General features: G+C 51.3%; 19 protein-coding genes. 8 read left to right on the top strand and 11 right to left on the bottom strand.

The annotated features are described in order from the left end of the window. Window positions 1-153 precede the first annotated feature (153 nt). Entirely contained in the window at window positions 154-1,053 is a 900-nt protein-coding gene (gene citR, locus LRM19_RS01830; RefSeq protein WP_271367113.1) for a DNA-binding transcriptional repressor CitR, read from the bottom strand. Between the two features lie 622 nt (window positions 1,054-1,675). On the opposite strand from citR, the gene ahpC reads away from it, so the two are divergent. Together ahpC and ahpF are read left to right on the top strand one after the other, a co-directional pair. Further along, window positions 1,676-2,239: an alkyl hydroperoxide reductase subunit C gene (ahpC, locus tag LRM19_RS01835; protein ID WP_014882974.1), complete on the top strand. Its 564-nt coding sequence runs from the start codon at window positions 1,676-1,678 to the stop codon at window positions 2,237-2,239. A 126-nt stretch (window positions 2,240-2,365) separates the two neighbouring features. Then, complete coding sequence (ahpF, locus tag LRM19_RS01840; RefSeq protein WP_047648423.1) at window positions 2,366-3,931, top strand: alkyl hydroperoxide reductase subunit F; 1,566 nt, start codon at window positions 2,366-2,368, stop codon at window positions 3,929-3,931. 60 nt (window positions 3,932-3,991) lie between these two features. Here ahpF and uspG read toward each other — a convergent pair whose 3' ends face one another. Further along, entirely contained in the window at window positions 3,992-4,420 is a 429-nt protein-coding gene (uspG, locus tag LRM19_RS01845) for a universal stress protein UspG (protein WP_023310731.1), read from the bottom strand. 180 nt (window positions 4,421-4,600) lie between these two features. Here uspG and LRM19_RS01850 point away from each other — a divergent pair, with 180 nt between their 5' ends. Beyond that, a complete protein-coding gene (locus LRM19_RS01850; protein ID WP_115874484.1) occupies window positions 4,601-5,839 on the top strand; it encodes a zinc-dependent alcohol dehydrogenase in 1,239 nt (412 codons plus the stop codon). 8 nt (window positions 5,840-5,847) lie between these two features. Here the strand turns inward: LRM19_RS01850 and yldA are convergent, their stop codons facing one another. Then, window positions 5,848-5,937: a small membrane protein YldA gene (gene yldA, locus LRM19_RS01855; RefSeq protein WP_271367125.1), complete on the bottom strand. Its 90-nt coding sequence runs from the start codon at window positions 5,935-5,937 to the stop codon at window positions 5,848-5,850. Between the two features lie 139 nt (window positions 5,938-6,076). Beyond that, window positions 6,077-6,487 carry a nucleoside diphosphate kinase regulator gene (rnk, locus tag LRM19_RS01860; protein WP_033144918.1) on the bottom strand — a complete coding sequence of 137 codons (411 nt, stop codon included), beginning with the start codon at window positions 6,485-6,487 and terminating at the stop codon, window positions 6,077-6,079. A gap of 246 nt (window positions 6,488-6,733) precedes the next feature. Here rnk and LRM19_RS01865 point away from each other — a divergent pair, with 246 nt between their 5' ends. After that, window positions 6,734-7,351, top strand: a complete 618-nt coding sequence (locus LRM19_RS01865) for a flavin reductase family protein (RefSeq protein ID WP_252092642.1) — start codon at window positions 6,734-6,736, stop codon at window positions 7,349-7,351. On the opposite strand, the gene rna is transcribed toward LRM19_RS01865, so the two are convergent. Next, window positions 7,345-8,118, bottom strand: coding sequence for a ribonuclease I (rna, locus tag LRM19_RS01870; RefSeq protein ID WP_411800868.1), 774 nt, complete (start codon window positions 8,116-8,118; stop codon window positions 7,345-7,347). The genes LRM19_RS01865 and rna overlap by 7 nt on opposite strands. Before the next feature lie 130 nt (window positions 8,119-8,248). Beyond that, window positions 8,249-9,616, bottom strand: coding sequence for an anaerobic C4-dicarboxylate transporter DcuC (dcuC, locus tag LRM19_RS01875; RefSeq protein WP_111964403.1), 1,368 nt, complete (start codon window positions 9,614-9,616; stop codon window positions 8,249-8,251). Between the two features lie 392 nt (window positions 9,617-10,008). On the opposite strand from dcuC, the gene pagP reads away from it, so the two are divergent. Next, window positions 10,009-10,626 carry a lipid IV(A) palmitoyltransferase PagP gene (gene pagP, locus LRM19_RS01880; RefSeq protein WP_442876239.1) on the top strand — a complete coding sequence of 206 codons (618 nt, stop codon included), beginning with the start codon at window positions 10,009-10,011 and terminating at the stop codon, window positions 10,624-10,626. Window positions 10,627-10,817: 191 nt separating this feature from the next. Next, window positions 10,818-11,027, top strand: coding sequence for a transcription antiterminator/RNA stability regulator CspE (gene cspE / locus LRM19_RS01885; protein WP_002439184.1), 210 nt, complete (start codon window positions 10,818-10,820; stop codon window positions 11,025-11,027). A 219-nt stretch (window positions 11,028-11,246) separates the two neighbouring features. Here the strand turns inward: cspE and crcB are convergent, their stop codons facing one another. Then, window positions 11,247-11,630, bottom strand: coding sequence for a fluoride efflux transporter CrcB (gene crcB, locus LRM19_RS01890; RefSeq protein ID WP_008501029.1), 384 nt, complete (start codon window positions 11,628-11,630; stop codon window positions 11,247-11,249). 67 nt (window positions 11,631-11,697) lie between these two features. Between crcB and LRM19_RS01895 the strand changes: the two genes are divergently transcribed. Beyond that, complete coding sequence (locus LRM19_RS01895) at window positions 11,698-12,486, top strand: deaminated glutathione amidase (protein ID WP_271367131.1); 789 nt, start codon at window positions 11,698-11,700, stop codon at window positions 12,484-12,486. 125 nt (window positions 12,487-12,611) lie between these two features. Beyond that, window positions 12,612-12,815, top strand: coding sequence for a twin-arginine translocase subunit TatE (tatE, locus tag LRM19_RS01900; RefSeq protein ID WP_023310742.1), 204 nt, complete (start codon window positions 12,612-12,614; stop codon window positions 12,813-12,815). Window positions 12,816-12,896: 81 nt separating this feature from the next. Here tatE and lipA read toward each other — a convergent pair whose 3' ends face one another. The 4 genes from lipA to ybeD form a co-directional block, all read right to left on the bottom strand. Continuing rightward, window positions 12,897-13,862 (bottom strand): lipoyl synthase, encoded by a 966-nt coding sequence (gene lipA, locus LRM19_RS01905; protein ID WP_028019480.1) that lies wholly within the window; start codon window positions 13,860-13,862, stop codon window positions 12,897-12,899. A gap of 207 nt (window positions 13,863-14,069) precedes the next feature. After that, on the bottom strand, window positions 14,070-15,023 hold the full coding sequence (locus LRM19_RS01910) for a YbeF family transcriptional regulator (protein ID WP_115874489.1): 954 nt from the start codon (window positions 15,021-15,023) through the stop codon (window positions 14,070-14,072). 291 nt (window positions 15,024-15,314) lie between these two features. Continuing rightward, entirely contained in the window at window positions 15,315-15,956 is a 642-nt protein-coding gene (gene lipB / locus LRM19_RS01915) for a lipoyl(octanoyl) transferase LipB (protein WP_111964398.1), read from the bottom strand. A gap of 94 nt (window positions 15,957-16,050) precedes the next feature. Further along, entirely contained in the window at window positions 16,051-16,314 is a 264-nt protein-coding gene (ybeD, locus tag LRM19_RS01920) for a DUF493 family protein YbeD (RefSeq protein ID WP_006177135.1), read from the bottom strand. Between the last annotated feature and the right edge of the window lie 84 nt (window positions 16,315-16,398).

Here is a 16,398-nt window from a genome sequence, read left to right on the forward strand (position 1 = left end):
AATAAATACCAGACTGTAGCTTCAATACTAAAGAGAGGGTTATATTAATCAATAATTAATTGAATATATGACGGTTATGTTGCGTAGTTCTATAACGGTGGTGTATGTTTTAACAGTATGTTTCCCATTTGGTGCGAAAGCCCCATCAATATCTCACGGTAATGATATTTCTTCAATAAAACTGGCGAATGCCGAGCTATTGAGCGCAGAACGATTATACATCATGTAAATATCAATGCTGGGGAAATGAATGTCTGTTTCCACTTTGCGCAGGTTGAGGGCGGGCCCATATTGTTCGAAGGCCGGCGCGGGTACTAAACCTATGAGATCGGATGAACCGATCATCGACAGAAGGGATATAAAAGAGTCGCTACGATAGACGATATTTCTTTCGAATAACAGGTTATCGGCCTTGTCCTGATAGCCTTTGAAGCTGTTCTCACCGTTCAGGCAGGCGGTGAAGTTTTCATTCAGAATTTCTTCACGCGTAGGATTTTCACCGAGACGGGGATGACCCTCCCGACAAACGAGAACGAAAGGAAGTTTATGGTAGAGGCTACAGGCGACAGAATGACTGTTAGAAGAGGAATACGAGAATATCAAGTCCGCTCTTCTGTAGGCCAGGAGATCTTCCGCTGAATCAGGAGAAAGAAAAATATCATGTAATTCAATTGAATAGTTATGGTTGTTCATGAGCAGTTTTATAGGGGCAAGGGTTGCTTTCGTACTCATAAAATGTGGGCAATAAATGACAAAATTCTTCTTCAACCCGCTGCTGTGCATGATATTGATAGTCTGCTCTAGCTGGTTCAGGTTCTGTTCCAGATGATGATGCAAATTGACGCCGACGGTCGTGGGCGTGATCCCTTTTCCGGAACGGATAAACAGAGGATCGTTAAGTTGTCCTCTCAGGCGTTGCAGTGACTGGCTCACGGCAGAGGGCGTGATATACAGCGTCTCGGCGGCTTTACTGATACTAAGGTGTTGGTAAATACACTCGAAAATGACTAACAGATTAAGATCGAATTTTTTAAGGTCATAGAGGTTTGCCATGTTTCGTCCTGAGATGCTGCGTTTGCTGTGGTTATCATATAACTGATAACAATAGTTTGAAGCTAACCATTAACAATCCGTTCGGTTAACTTTCTTAGTTTTAAATTAAAATCATCTTAATATATCACGGTGCCAGATTATTGAAATAGCGCTTCGAAGACGATTAGGATAATTTTATCCTCGAGGAGGGAGTGAGCGTATTAAATGACAATTGTCACTTATATATTGTGATTGTTTTATAATAAAAATAAATTTATAACGCTCCGGAATGATGTTCGACATAGCCTATCACAGCCATAGGCAGGAATGCCTCTCTTATGGATTGCTCAATCCCAGCGCGGGTGGTGTAATCAAACGGCTGTTACCGCCTTGATATAAAGGGTTGTAGAGCGCAACGCAACGCCAGTTTCGGCTGGCACTGAATGTACCTGCGGGGAATTCAGGTATCAGGGCCGCCCGTTGAGGCGGCCTTTTTACTTTCAGGCTTTCCTGTAAAAGGTTCACCTTGTTGTCTTGTCGACGTTGTAAGGTTTGGCTGATTGATTTGATAAAGCATACGCATTAGCCCCGATGAATAAAGTTGGTTACCTTACATCTCAACGAAAACACGGAGGAAGTACAGATGTCTTTGATTAATACCAAAATTAAACCTTTCAAAAACCAGGCGTTCAAAAACGGTGAGTTCATCGAAGTTACCGAGAAAGATACCGAAGGCCGCTGGAGCGTCTTCTTCTTCTATCCGGCTGACTTTACCTTCGTTTGCCCGACTGAACTGGGCGACGTGGCAGACCATTACGAAGAACTGCAGAAGCTGGGCGTAGACGTTTACTCTGTCTCTACCGATACCCACTTCACCCACAAAGCATGGCACAGCAGCTCTGAAACCATCGCCAAAATCAAATACGCGATGATCGGCGACCCGACTGGCGCCCTGACCCGTAACTTCGACAACATGCGTGAAGATGAAGGCCTGGCTGACCGCGCCACCTTCGTTGTTGATCCGCAGGGCATTATCCAGGCTATCGAAGTTACCGCTGAAGGTATCGGCCGTGATGCTTCTGACCTGCTGCGTAAAGTGAAAGCCGCTCAGTACGTGGCTTCTCACCCAGGCGAAGTGTGCCCGGCAAAATGGAAAGAAGGCGAAGCAACGCTGGCTCCATCCTTAGATCTGGTTGGTAAAATCTAAGTTTTGCCCATTCAGTAATCAATGGGCGCACCGCGCCCATTTCATTCCAGCACCATGATGCAAGTTGCATTCAGGCCGCCCGTATAAGGCAGCTTGCATGATGACGTCTTAAGAGAGGGAAGAACAATGCTCGACACAAACATGAAAACCCAGCTCAAGGCCTACCTTGAGAAACTGACCAAACCCGTTGAGCTGATTGCTACGCTTGACGACAGCGCCAAATCGGCAGAGATCAAGGAACTGCTGGCGGAGATCGCCGAGCTGTCGCCGAAAGTGACCTTCAAAGAAGACAACGCGCTGCCGGTCCGTAAGCCCTCTTTCCTGATTACCAACCCAGGGTCCGATCGGGGACCACGCTTTGCCGGTTCTCCGCTGGGTCACGAGTTTACCTCACTGGTGCTGGCGCTGTTGTGGACCGGTGGTCATCCGTCAAAAGAAGCGCAGGCGCTTCTGGAGCAAATCCGCGATATCGACGGCGATTTCGAGTTTGAAACCTATTACTCACTCTCCTGCCACAACTGCCCGGACGTGGTGCAGGCGCTGAACCTGATGTCGGTCCTGAACCCGCGCATCAAGCACACGGCGATTGATGGCGGTACCTTCCAGAATGAAATCACCGATCGCAACGTGATGGGCGTTCCGGCGGTCTACATGAACGGCAAAGAGTTCGGCCAGGGCCGCATGACGCTGACTGAAATCGTTGCCAAAGTGGATACCGGTGCTGAAAAACGTGCGGCGGAAGAGCTGAACAAACGCGATGCCTACGACGTGCTGATCGTCGGTTCCGGCCCTGCCGGCGCGGCAGCAGCGGTGTATTCCGCGCGTAAAGGTATTCGTACCGGCCTGATGGGCGAACGCTTTGGCGGCCAGGTGCTCGATACCGTGGACATCGAAAACTACATCTCCGTGCCGAAGACCGAAGGCCAGAAGCTGGCGGGGGCGCTGAAGGCGCACGTCAGCGACTATGACGTGGACGTGATCGACAGCCAGAGCGCCAGCAAGCTGGTTCCGGCAGCGGTCGAGGGTGGTTTACACCAGATTGAAACCGCCTCCGGCGCGGTACTGAAAGCCCGCAGCATTATCATTGCCACCGGTGCGAAATGGCGCAACATGAACGTCCCGGGTGAAGATCAGTATCGCACCAAAGGCGTGACCTACTGTCCGCACTGCGACGGTCCACTCTTCAAAGGTAAACGCGTGGCGGTGATCGGCGGCGGTAACTCCGGCGTGGAAGCGGCCATTGACCTGGCGGGGATTGTTGAACACGTAACCCTTCTGGAGTTCGCTCCGGAGATGAAAGCCGACCAGGTTCTTCAGGATAAAGTTCGCAGCCTGAAAAACGTCGACATCGTACTGAACGCGCAGACGACGGAAGTGAAGGGCGACGGCAGCAAAGTGACCGGTCTGGAATATCGCGACCGCGTGAGCGGCGACGTGCATAGCGTTCAGCTGTCAGGGATCTTTGTGCAGATTGGTCTGCTGCCAAACACCACCTGGCTGGAAGGCGCGATTGAGCGCAACCGCATGGGTGAAATCATCATTGATGCGAAGTGTGAAACCAGCGTGAAAGGCGTGTTTGCGGCGGGCGACTGCACCACCGTGCCGTACAAACAGATCATTATCGCCACGGGCGAAGGGGCGAAGGCGTCTCTGAGTTCATTTGACTATCTTATTCGCACCAAAACCGCATAAGAAAAGAAAGTAAGGCTACACCTGCAATAGCGAGAGGCCACCGAAAGGTGGCCTCTTTTTTTATCTGACGACCATCACCGGTATATGGGTGTGGCGGATGACGCTGGAGGCGTTAGAGCCCAGCAGATGCGTGGTAATGGAAGGGTTGCGCGAACCGATGACCACCACGTCTGCCTTCAGTTCGTTCGCCAGTTCGTTTACCGCATCGCGAACGCTGCCGAATCTGACGTGCGTTTTGATTCGTGAAGGGTCGATGCTGAAGTGGCTGACCATGGTTTGCAGGCGCGTTTCCGCCTCGTGCTGCAGATGCTCTTCGAAGCGACGCACGTCGGCGGCAAAGCGGTGCAGGCTCAGGCTGGCGGAGCCTGGCAGTACGTGTAAAAGATGGATAACACCGTCCTGCTGCGCCAGGAACTCCGCATGGCGAACGGCCTTGTCGCTCAGCTCCATCTCAAAAACATCAACCGGCATAATAATTCTCTGATACATACCCGTTTCTCCTTGTTTATAAATGCTGTACTCATTCAACCATAAAATAGGAATGGTTTTTGTAAGCGCCCCGTCAGTTTTCTTATCTCACCAGGATAAATCTCAAAAGCCCCGTATTCACGGGCAGATCTTCAGGTGTAGCTACCCTTATACACTTACCTGAAGCCTTTCGGAGGTCGCATGAAAGCACTTACGTATCACGGTCCGCACCATGTTCGCGTCGAGAATGTCCCCGATCCCATCATCGAACAGCCTGACGATATCATTCTGCGCGTTACGGCCACGGCTATATGCGGCTCCGATTTGCATCTTTATCGCGGAAAGATCCCGAAGGTGCAGCACGGCGACATTTTTGGCCATGAGTTTATGGGGGAAATCGTCGAGTGCGGCGCAGAGGTGAAGAATTTGCAAAAAGGCGATCGCGTGGTGATCCCCTTTGTCATCGCCTGCGGAGACTGTTTCTTCTGTCGTCTGCAGCAATACGCGGCCTGTGAGAATACCAATGCCGGGCAGGGTGCCGCGCTGAACAAAAAGCAAATACCCGCACCGGCCGCGCTGTTTGGCTATAGCCATCTCTACGGCGGCGTGCCGGGGGGGCAGGCGGAATATGTCCGCGTGCCAAAAGGCAACGTCGGGCCGTTTAAAGTCCCGCAGCTTCTTTCCGATGATAAAGCGTTATTCCTTTCCGATATTTTGCCCACGGCCTGGCAGGCGGCAAAAAATGCGCAGATTGAAAAAGGCTCAAGCGTAGCGGTTTTCGGTGCCGGGCCGGTGGGGCTACTGACCATTGCCTGCGCGCGACTGCTGGGGGCTGAGCAGATCTTTGTTATCGATCATCATCCGTACCGGTTGCGATTTGCAGAGGCGCGTTACGGCGCAATCCCTATCAACTTTGATGATGATAACGACGCGGCGGAAAAAATCATCGAACAGACCGCGGGCCATCGCGGCGTTGACGCCGTGATTGATGCAGTCGGGTTTGAAGCGAAAGGTAGCACCACTGAAACGATCCTCAGCAATCTTAAAATTGAAGGTAGTAGCGGCAAAGCGTTGCGTCAGTGCATTGCTGCCGTACGGCGCGGTGGGGTGGTCAGCGTACCCGGCGTGTACGCTGGGTTTATTCATGGCTTCCTGTTTGGCGATGCCTTCGATAAGGGGCTGACGTTTAAGATGGGCCAGACGCACGTCCATGCATGGCTGGGTGAACTGTTACCGCTGATCGAAAAAGGGCTGCTTACCCCGGAAGAGATCGTGACCCATTATCTTCCCCTTGCGGATGCGGAACGCGCCTATAAGGTATTCGAAAAACGGGAGGAAGAGTGCCGGAAGGTGATTCTGGTCCCTGGTGCAGAAACGCCCGAGGCCGCAGAGCAGAAAGTTAAGGGCCTGGTAAATGCTTTCCCGGGTGGGGTTGCATGAGTTCTCGCTTAACTGTGGCGTTCAAGATAAAGCACGGCCGCGACGATAATCGCCACAATAATGAGAAAAATAAGTGTGATAGCCAGTATCTCACTCATGACCGTCCCCGCGGCACCAAAACAGATTAAGCGTGGGTTAAGGGTCTTTTGCGCGATATAAGAAAATGGGGTGAATTTACGGAAAGAGGATGCGGCTGCATCCTCTGTGCAAAGCGGGTGGGCGCTTGTTCAGAAGTGTTTAACGCAGGTAATCGCCCGCAGCTTCTGGCTGGTAGAGCAACGCCAGTACTTCCAGATGGGCAGAGGCGCCGCCCGGCAATTCCCAGTGGATCGTATCTCCCGTACGCAGCCCCAGCAGTGCGGCACCCACAGGGGCCAGAACAGAAAGCTGTGTGCTGCTGTCGGTCATCTGAGCCGGATAAACCAGCGTGCGGGTCAACTCTTCACCGGTGGTCAGGTTGCGGAATTTCACCTGGCTGTTCATAGTGACCACGTCATGCGGCATCGTCTCAGGCGTGCACATCTGTGCCCGGTCGAGCTCCTCATTAAGGGCGTCGGCCACGGGGAGCGAGGCGAACTCCGCTTTTTCCAGCAGTCTGTCGATACGTTCTGCGTCGAGCTCATTGATGATAATGGTAGGTCTGGACATTTTTTACTCCATGTCGTTAATGCTGCGTCTAACGCAGAAACTGATCCAAAAGAAAACCCTCGCCGTCTGGCAGCGAGGGTTTAACTCTCCCGATGATACTGGCTGAGCGCGCAAGTTTGAAGTGATGAAGGTCACATTCATGGCCCATATGAATTTTCGCTGAAATTTATTCAGTCTTCATTCCCGGCGGAATACGTTACGCTGAGTGTCCTGAATCCGGGCGTTGCCCGCCAACGAGAGAGCGCTATGTACTTCTATCAACCGTCCCAGGGGCACGGCCTGCCGCATGACCCGCTAAACGCCATTATTGGTCCACGTCCGATTGGCTGGATCTCCTCCTGCGATAAGGCCGGTCAGCTCAATCTCGCGCCGTATAGCTTCTTTAACTGCTTTAACTATCGCCCGCCGATCATCGGCTTTTCCAGCAACGGCTGGAAGGACAGCGTGCGTAATATTACCGAAACAAAGGAATTTGTCTGGAACCTGGCAACGCGCGATCTCGCGCACGCGATGAATCAAACCTCTGCAGTGCTTCCGCACGATCGGGATGAATTTAGCTTTGCCGGGCTCACGCCAGCGGCAAGTCAACTGGTTAACGCGCCCCGCGTCGCAGAAAGCCCGGTGAACTTTGAGTGCCGCCTGTCGCAGTGCATTCAGCTTACCGGTGCCGACGGCACACCGGTCGATACCTGGCTGGTGTTGGGGGAGGTGGTCGGTATCCATATTGCCGAAACGCTGCTGGAAGAGGGGATATACCAGACGGCGAAAGCGCAGCCCATCCTGCGTGCAGGTGGGCCGACGGCGTATTATGGCATCAGTGACGAAAACCGGTTTGATATGGTGCGCCCGACTGTGGGTCAGTAACCTGCTTTATCAATCACGAATTGATTTCCGCAGTTACCTGGATGTGGCTGCGGCGCAAATGACGCTGCAGAAAGCGGGTTGTTGATAGTGTCAGCCTTCAGCGAAATCTGCATCTCGGTCAGATACGCCGGGTTGCCGTTGCATGTCAGCTTGATCGCTTTGATGTTCTCCCTGCCCCAGCTTTTGGCAACGGCACTGTCAAAGTCGCTGCGATTGACGGGTTTTCCGTAGTTATCGGCAAGGAATTTACCGACCGCACTGTTTTTAACTTCCTGGTTCATTCGCACCATCGTGCCGAAATAGGCATCCGGATCGAAACCAAAGCAGACGCCATGTTTGGCGTATTCGTAGCGTTCCAGGCAGGAATTACCGCCTGCACCCGGCATCACGTCGTTGAGCTTTGCGGCAGCGGAAAGCGACAGCCCGGTTTCGGCGGCATCGCATTTGCGGCTGGCCTTCACTTCCGGCATGTTTGGAATGGGGCGCGTGGCGCAGCCAAAACGCATCCATCGACGCTCATCCACCCCGCGTGCGGCGATGGATTTTGGCAGGCCGGGCCATAGTCCGTGAACGGTCAGAAAATCGGCTTTATTATCACGCTCTTTTTGCAGGCGACATTCGTCAGGTTCATTGCGGTTGCGTTCGACCATGCTCTGGCAAAACCCGGTTTGCCAGGACAGAGCCAACACATAGCGATCGAAATCGCCGTACTGTGTTGCCTTCAGCGGTTCCGCCTGTGCGGAGAAGATACAGAGAGCAAGCGCCATTGCGCCAGACGGGACGACGATATCCTTCCTGAACATATGATTTCCTGATCGAATGAGCACGATTAATTTCTGGAAGTTATTAAAGCACAAAAAGCGCCCGCAGGCGCTTTTTGGATATCAGTAATTTAGCTTAGGCCGCGCCGGGAACCAGCACTTCCGTGGCGATAATCACGATAATCAGACCAACCAGAACGGGTACTGAGGTGCGCTTGACGACTTCGAATGGCGAGATTTTCGCCATTCCGGCAACGGCAACGACCACGCCCGACACCGGTGAAATGGTACGGCCCAGGTTTGACGCCTGCAGCATAGGAATGGAGAGATAGGCCGGGTTAATACCGGAAGAGTGAGCCAGCTTCGGGATCATCTCAACGAAAGCGTAGAAAGGGGCATTGCCGGAACCGGTGGTCATCGCCGCCAGCATGGTCAGCACCACCAGAACCAGCATCAGGATAATACTGGCCGAGCCGAACGAGGTGGCGATAGAGATCAGGCTCTGGATAAAGCCGATCGTGCTCAGACCCTGGGCAAAAACGCCCGCTGCAACCAGCAGCATCACCACGCCAGCGAAGGCATCCGCCATACCGCGATACGCTACTTCCAGACCCGAGAAGACCTTTTGCGTGTTAAAACCGCGCACAAACTCCAGCGCGGCGGCAAGCAGCATACAGATAACCAGAATGGTGATGATGTGCAGCTGTGGACCCCATTTGCCGTCAAAAATCAGCACTCCGACGATCGGAGTGAACGGCAGAATGGCATAGAGCGCGGGAGCGGTGGTGGTGATTTCACTCACATCCATCATTTCATGGCTGATGTTTTCTTTCTTGTCGAGATAGCGTTGCCAGAAGAAATGCGCGATCCCCATGCCCACTATGGCAACGATTGAGATCGGTAACGTGGTTTTAAAGGCGAAGTCGATGAGTGACATCTCCGCCGCCTTTGCCGCCAGCACAACGTCGCCGGATGTTGGGGAAAGAATAATGGCCGCAGGAGACGCACAAATTGCCGCTGCCGCACCACGGCTGATGCCCACGTTCACCATAACCGGGAACAGCGTGGCCATCAGCAGTACGCCAAGTCCGGTAGCCGACGAAACGGCCAGCGACATCAGGCAGGCGAGGAAATAGGCCGCGACCATCAGCAGATATGGCGAATTGATGTATTGCAGGGGTTTGGAGGCTAGCTTAACGACCATATCGTTAGCGCCGATGTGGGTCATATAGGCCGCAAAACCACACAGCATCATGATCATCATGCCCAGATCGCCGCCGCGGCTCATGAGCAATATTTTAATGTATTCAACAATATCTGTAGCGCTGTAACCGGTGCTGGTCGCGCTGGCAGGTAACACCTGATGCCCCATTATTGCGCTGATAATCAGCAGTGTTAAACCGCCAACAAATAATACGCCCGTGGCCGAGTAGCCTTTAATGATGTAGCGTGCGACGCCGACAATGACGACGACTCCAATAAGGAGTTCGAATAGCGTAAGCATGATTTCCCCTGTATCTCTGCTGCAATGGAGCACAAAAAATCAATAAAAAAAGAAGGATGAAAATGTGCCGAATAATTGGCCTGTTCTTGCTGATTAAAATCAATAAACAGACGACTAGAGAACAGAACAACCGTGTTTTTGCCATGGTTCATACATTTATGTCATGAGGCCCTTGACCGTCAGAAATAGCGCAACATGTCCCAATAATGATAACAAATTGTTAATGCTTTGTGTGGTTTTGCATGTCACTGATTAAGAAGGTTAAAGCATAAACCCACACTCCGAATGGGTTTATTTGAGCGTGCTGCATGCTTTCTTTAAGAATATTCCCGGAAAGAGGCCGAATAATTAGGAATAACGCCGATGTCGTTAAGACTTGATTCAACTACTTTATGGTAAACTTTGCCTCGAATACTAAGAATGGTAATTGCATTGTGATCGTACGTAATACATTTTTCTCTATTTTGTTGTTTATTTTTGGGCAGTTAACGTTTTCTACTGTTGCACAGGCAGAAGGCAAAGAGGCGGATAAAGGCTGGTTCTCAACCTTTACGGATAATGTTTCCCAGACATGGACTGCACCTGAACATTATGATCTCTATGTTCCGGCAATAACGTGGCATGCGCGGTTTGCTTATGACAAAGAGAAAACCGATAAATACAACGAGCGTCCATGGGGGGCGGGTTTTGGTCAGTCGCGCTGGGATGAAAAGGGAAACTGGCATGGCATCTATCTGATGGCCTTCAAAGACTCGTTTAATAAATGGGAGCCTATTGGGGGTTATGGTTGGGAGAAAACCTGGCGCCCGCTAGCGGACGAAAACTTCCACGTCGGTTTGGGCTATACCGCCGGGGTCACTGCACGTGACAACTGGAACTACATCCCGATCCCAGTGCTGCTGCCTTTGGCCTCTATTGGCTATGGCCCCGCAACGTTCCAGATGACCTACATTCCGGGTACGTACAACAACGGTAACGTTTACTTCGCCTGGATGCGTTTTCAGTTTTAACTGATAAAACGTTACATGCTGGTGAAAAAAACGCGCAGACGTTGATTCATAAGCGATAAAAATCTGTCAGTGAAAATTAACGCGACTTTAGTCACTTTTTATCAAAGATCCGCTGGACAAAAGGTCCCACAATTGATGTACTGATAACCGACACAGCATTTGTGTCGTTTTTTAATGTAAAGGTAATTTTGATGTCTAAGATTAAAGGTAACGTTAAGTGGTTTAATGAGTCCAAAGGATTCGGTTTCATTACTCCTGAAGATGGCAGCAAAGACGTGTTCGTACACTTCTCTGCAATCCAGTCTAATGGTTTCAAAACTCTGGCTGAAGGTCAGCGTGTAGAGTTCGAAATCACTAACGGTGCCAAAGGCCCTTCTGCTGCTAACGTAATCGCTCTGTAATTCAGACGCGTCAGCAAGAATTTCAAAACCCGCTCAACGAGCGGGTTTTTTTCGTGTTGAATCAGCCAAGCAGATACATTTTCAGGAAGCTGGCAACGATCAGCACGCTCAATAACACCATTCCTGCGCTCATCAGACTCTGTTTCATTCTGTCACCCTCGTTCAGTACTGCATTCAGAGTGACAGAGAAAAATTAAGCCAACATTAACGGTTCGGCTGTTAATGCGCGCTTGCGGAAGAAAATAGCCAAAATGCGATCCCCGTCATCGCAAAAGAGCCGAGCATATTGATCGCCATATTCATCAGCGCCCAGCCGATACGGCCTTCCTGAAAGAGAAAAACTGTCTCCGCAGAAAAGGTTGAGAAGGTGGTCAAACCGCCGCAAAATCCGGTGGTAATCAATACCTTCCACATTGGGTCGATATGCGTCATTCGGTTAAACCAGGCCAGCCCCATGCCAATGATAAAAGCACCAATCAGGTTAGCGGCAAGCGTCCCCATGGGAATCGCCTGATGCAGGGGATTAAACCGCATACTCAGAAACCACCGCGCAACGCTACCCGTTCCCCCACCAATAAAAACGGCTAAAAGTAGTTGTAACACGCTAAATACCTGCTATTTGATGTGTAAGAGAAGCGAGTTTAACGCCGTTTATGATAAGGGGACAAATATGTATGTTGCGGTAGGGCAGTTTGTGGTCACGCCTGAGTGGCATAAAAATGCGCTCACGTGCGTCAACCTGATGAAGCAGGCCGGGCAGAAAGGGGCGTCGCTGCTGGTTCTCCCCGAGGCGCTGCTGGCCAGGGATGATAATGACCCGGATTTATCCGTGAAGTCCGCGCAGCCGCTGGACGGCGAATTTTTACAACATTTGCTCGCCCAGAGCGCGGGCAATACGATGACAACAATCTTAACGATCCATGTCCCCTCCACGCCGGGTCGCGCAGTGAATACGCTGGTGGCGATTCGTGACGGGGCCATAGTCGCACATTACGCCAAGCTTCATCTCTATGACGCGTTCAGCATCCAGGAGTCGAGGCTCGTTGACCCCGGAGACAATATCCCACCGCTGCTGGAGATTGACGGATTCAGGATCGGGCTGATGACCTGCTATGACCTGCGTTTTCCCGAGCTGGCGCTGCATCTGGCGCTGCAGGGTGCGGACGTGCTGGTGCTGCCTGCCGCGTGGGTCAAAGGGCCGTTAAAAGAGCACCACTGGGCAACGCTGCTTGCGGCACGCGCGCTGGATACCACCTGCTATGTCGTTGCCGCAGGAGAATGTGGCACGAAAAACATCGGGCAAAGCAGGGTGGTTGATCCGCTGGGGGTGACGATAGCCGCCGCCGCTGAAGCCCCGGACTTGCTGGTTGCGGAGATAAAACCAGAGAGAATTGCGCTTGCGCGTCAGCAATTACCCGTTCTTCTTAATCGTCGGTTTGCGCCACCGCAATTATTGTGATGTTTTTTTCAACAATGCTTGATTCACCTTGTTACAGATTGCTATTGTGTGCACGCGCTAAATGACCGTTAATACAATCAGGTTTTGGCGCTGAATGCAGCCTGTTATAAGTAAAGAAGGTATCTATGGGTGAGATTAGTATTACCAAACTGCTGGTGGTTGCCGCACTGGTCGTCCTGCTGTTTGGTACCAAGAAGTTACGCACGCTGGGTGGTGACCTGGGGGCTGCCATCAAAGGCTTTAAGAAAGCGATGAACGATGATGATGCAGCGGCGAAGAAAAGCGCCGAGGATGACGTCCCGGCAGATAAGCTTTCTCACAAAGAGTGACAGCATCGCCCAAGGGCTTGCGAAAAAAAACCGGCTCATGTGGCCGGTTTTTTCGTATTACTGTAAATGAATATTACAGCATTATTTCACTTCTTCGCCTTTAGCCTGCATATCGGCATGGTATGAAGAGCGAACAAATGGGCCGCATGCTGCGTGGGTGAAGCCCATCGCCATCGCTTCGGCTTTCATTTCATCGAACTCGTCCGGGCTCACGTAGCGCTGTACCGGCAGGTGGTGACGGCTTGGCTGGAGATACTGTCCCAGGGTCAACATGGTCACACCGTGGCGGCGAAGATCGCGCATCACCTCGATGATTTCGTCGTTAGTTTCACCCAGACCCACCATCAGACCAGACTTAGTCGGAATATGTGGATGCGCTTCTTTGAAACGCTCCAGCAGTTTCAGAGACCAGTTATAGTCAGCACCCGGGCGTACCTGACGGTAGATACGCGGCACGTTCTCCAGATTGTGGTTAAACACATCTGGCGGCGTAGCGGTGAGGATATCCAGCGCGCGGTCCATACGGCCACGGAAGTCAGGCACCAGCGTCTCGATTTTGATGTTTGGACTTTTCTCGCGAATGGCCGTAATACAGTCGGCGAAGTGCTGCGCTCCGCCGTCACGCAGATCGTCACGGTCAACGGAGGTGATAACTACGTAACGCAGCGCCATGTCGGCGATAGTCTGCGCCAGCTTCTGGGGTTCGTTAGCATCAGGTGCGACTGGACGGCCATGAGCAACATCGCAGAACGGGCAGCGACGGGTACAGATAGCACCCAGAATCATAAACGTCGCGGTACCGTGATTGAAACATTCAGCAAGGTTAGGACAAGAGGCTTCTTCACAAACGGAGTGAAGGCCATTCTTGCGCATCGCCGCTTTGATCCCCTGGATACGCGAAGAGTCGGCCGGAAGTTTGATTTTCATCCATTCCGGTTTTCTTAACAGCGCCTCGCGCTCTGTAGCCACGTTTTTAACCGGGATAAGGGCCATTTTATCGGCATCGCGGTATTTAACACCGCGTTCCATCACAATGGGTTTACTCATAGCGTGCGTGTTCCAGTTGCGAATATCGAAGGAAAGCGTTTCAATTCAAGGGAATGTTGTATTTATCAACTATTTTTGAACGAACGACAGGCAGTATATCATTGAAACGGTCGTTAAAGCAGCCTGCCAGATCGCCAATTTGTAAAATAGTTGTTGTTTTGTGCCTTTTGCCCTGCCCGTTGCAGGGACTTGTGCTGGGTAAACCTGTCAGAAGGCCTGACGGATAATGCGGATAACGTTTTCCAGGACCGGATCGCGCAAACTCAGCTTGTTATAATGCAGTGAAATCTCGATAGATTCCGCATTAAGCTGGCTGAGCGGAATGCTTTCCAGCGGCCAGCATTTTCGTAGCAGACTGTACAGGCGTGATGGCATAACGCACAGCATGTCGCTGCTACCGATCAGGGATGCGGTGGTAAACATATTGTAGCTGCTGAAGCTGATCTGTCGTTCAGGGAAAATTTCATCAATGCGCTGACGAAGTGCATGGTTAGACTGCCCTTCGGTCATGAAAGACGAATGGTCGTAGTTGCGAAGGTTTTCGATGGTCAACGGCTCGCTAAGAGCAGGATGCTGCTGGCGGCAAACCAGCACCAGATTATCTGCATAGAGCACATTTTGACCCAGCGCTCTGGCACTGAAGCTGCCGCTTTCTATAATCAGGTCCGTCTGGAACTGGGCAAGTTGAATGTCAGGTTCATTGAGAGGCACATTGCGAAGCAGGAGCTGCGGAGCATGCTCTTTCACGGCCTGAAAGATCGCAGGCATGACCAGTACACCCACAGAAGGGGAACAGCCGATGGTGATGGTTCTTTGCTTATCATAGCTCCCGGTTAAATCCAGTGCGCCCAGAATCGACTCCAGACCCTGGCTGATGTACTCATGCAGATGCGTGGCGTAAGCCGTCGGCGTTACCCCCTGGCCCTTACGGATAAATAACGGGTCAGGAAATATAGCGCGCAGCTTTTGGATTGACTGGCTTATTGCTGAAGGCGTGAGATTAAGAATTTTCGCAGCGTTAACGATACCCTTATGGACATATACTGCCTCAAAAATAGTCAATAAATTGAGATCAATATTACGTAAAGTCCGAAAAATTTGCGGCTTGTCTTCGCCACCAGGTTCATTCAGTCGTTTGGCTGGTAAATTATTATACTCCACGCTTTCACTCCGTATACATTCACAATATGAATGATAGTTGAATTTATTTATTATGCTTGTAGAGATTCGTAAAGTGTTGGTTTTGTTTCACTTGTTTATCAAAAGCAAACACTTGTGTGATAATTGCTCACGTTACTTATGCCGTGTTTGCCGTACTTGCTGGAGGCTAAATAATATGTAGCGGTAATATTCGGGCGCTTCGAAAATATAGAATCTGTGGATTATTGTAAAGCGCAAAAACGGTAAATAAACGGTGGCCCGCCAAATTAGCGAGCCATGTTGTATGATATATTAAGCAGCGATATATTCGTGTGGGGGATTGTTAAGTAGTGCTAAAACATTCTTCAAAAGCACGGGACGAATACTGTCTGGCGTAGCGGTTTCAACCCACTGACGCACTTGCGTCATTTCCATGCCGGCGTAGCCGCAGGGGTTTATGCGCTGGAAAGGGGCGAGATCCATATTAATGTTCAATGCCAGGCCGTGGAACGAACAGCCTTTACGAATACGCAGCCCCAGAGAGCAGATCTTCATTTCCCCAACGTACACCCCAGGCGCATCGGCTCGCGGATGCGCATCAATACCATATTCCGCCAGCGTGTTGACGACAGTTTGTTCCAGTAAGGTAACCAGTTCGCGGACGCCCAGCTTTCTGCGCTTCAGGTTGAGCAGGACGTACATCACCTGCTGCCCGGGTCCATGGTAAGTGACCTGACCGCCGCGATCGCTCTGAATAACCGGGATATCTCCCGTCATTAACAAATGTTCTGCTTTACCCGCCTGACCCTGAGTAAATACCGGCAGGTGTTCGACAAGCCAGATCTCATCCGGGGTGCTGTCATCGCGTGAATCGGTGAAGTCATGCATAGCCTGGGAGACAGGCTCATAAGGTTGCAGCCCGAGGTGACGGACCAGAATTTTATCCTGATACAAAACTGCGTCTCCGAAGACGAGGGACAAAAGGTGTGCGGGATTATATCACAGCGGGGAGAGGGGTTACCCGGCAAACCGGGTAACCGCGAAGGGGCTACAGCACCATACGAACAATTTCGATATTGCCGAGTTCTTCGTAAAGCGTTTCAACCTGCTCAATATGTGTCGCAGTGATGGTAATAGAAACCGAGTGGTAGTTGCCCTTGCTGCTTGGTTTTACTGACGGAGAGTAGTCACCGGGCGCATGGCGCTGTACCACTTCAACCACCTGATCAACCAGCTCAGGTTTCGCCAGACCCATTACTTTGTAGGTAAATGAGGTAGGGAATTCAAGCAGTTCGTTAAGTTTGGTTTTCATGTCAGCTCCGGCGTAACGTCAAAAAATAATAACTCCCACGTCAGGTGGGAGTTATCAGGATACTTAGTATATGGGGATCAAAAT

This window comes from Enterobacter sp. PI-10, assembly GCF_027947695.1.
Lineage (GTDB): Bacteria > Pseudomonadota > Gammaproteobacteria > Enterobacterales > Enterobacteriaceae > Enterobacter > Enterobacter vonholyi.

What these genes read in the sequence shown, in the direction of transcription:
- ybeD (WP_006177135.1), bottom strand. Translation starts at nt 16,314, where the DNA reads ATGAAAACCAAACTTAACGAACTGCTTGAATTCCCTACCTCATTTACC.
- citR (WP_271367113.1), bottom strand. Translation starts at nt 1,053, where the DNA reads ATGGCAAACCTCTATGACCTTAAAAAATTCGATCTTAATCTGTTAGTC.
- ahpC (WP_014882974.1), top strand. Translation starts at nt 1,676, where the DNA reads ATGTCTTTGATTAATACCAAAATTAAACCTTTCAAAAACCAGGCGTTC.
- rnk (WP_033144918.1), bottom strand. Translation starts at nt 6,487, where the DNA reads ATGTCCAGACCTACCATTATCATCAATGAGCTCGACGCAGAACGTATC.
- lipA (WP_028019480.1), bottom strand. Translation starts at nt 13,862, where the DNA reads ATGAGTAAACCCATTGTGATGGAACGCGGTGTTAAATACCGCGATGCC.
- ahpF (WP_047648423.1), top strand. Translation starts at nt 2,366, where the DNA reads ATGCTCGACACAAACATGAAAACCCAGCTCAAGGCCTACCTTGAGAAA.
- uspG (WP_023310731.1), bottom strand. Translation starts at nt 4,420, where the DNA reads ATGTATCAGAGAATTATTATGCCGGTTGATGTTTTTGAGATGGAGCTG.
- LRM19_RS01895 (WP_271367131.1), top strand. Translation starts at nt 11,698, where the DNA reads ATGTATGTTGCGGTAGGGCAGTTTGTGGTCACGCCTGAGTGGCATAAA.
- LRM19_RS01865 (WP_252092642.1), top strand. Translation starts at nt 6,734, where the DNA reads ATGTACTTCTATCAACCGTCCCAGGGGCACGGCCTGCCGCATGACCCG.
- rna (WP_411800868.1), bottom strand. Translation starts at nt 8,118, where the DNA reads ATGGCGCTTGCTCTCTGTATCTTCTCCGCACAGGCGGAACCGCTGAAG.
- LRM19_RS01850 (WP_115874484.1), top strand. Translation starts at nt 4,601, where the DNA reads ATGAAAGCACTTACGTATCACGGTCCGCACCATGTTCGCGTCGAGAAT.
- tatE (WP_023310742.1), top strand. Translation starts at nt 12,612, where the DNA reads ATGGGTGAGATTAGTATTACCAAACTGCTGGTGGTTGCCGCACTGGTC.
- pagP (WP_442876239.1), top strand. Translation starts at nt 10,009, where the DNA reads ATGGTAAACTTTGCCTCGAATACTAAGAATGGTAATTGCATTGTGATC.
- dcuC (WP_111964403.1), bottom strand. Translation starts at nt 9,616, where the DNA reads ATGCTTACGCTATTCGAACTCCTTATTGGAGTCGTCGTCATTGTCGGC.
- yldA (WP_271367125.1), bottom strand. Translation starts at nt 5,937, where the DNA reads ATGAGTGAGATACTGGCTATCACACTTATTTTTCTCATTATTGTGGCG.
- cspE (WP_002439184.1), top strand. Translation starts at nt 10,818, where the DNA reads ATGTCTAAGATTAAAGGTAACGTTAAGTGGTTTAATGAGTCCAAAGGA.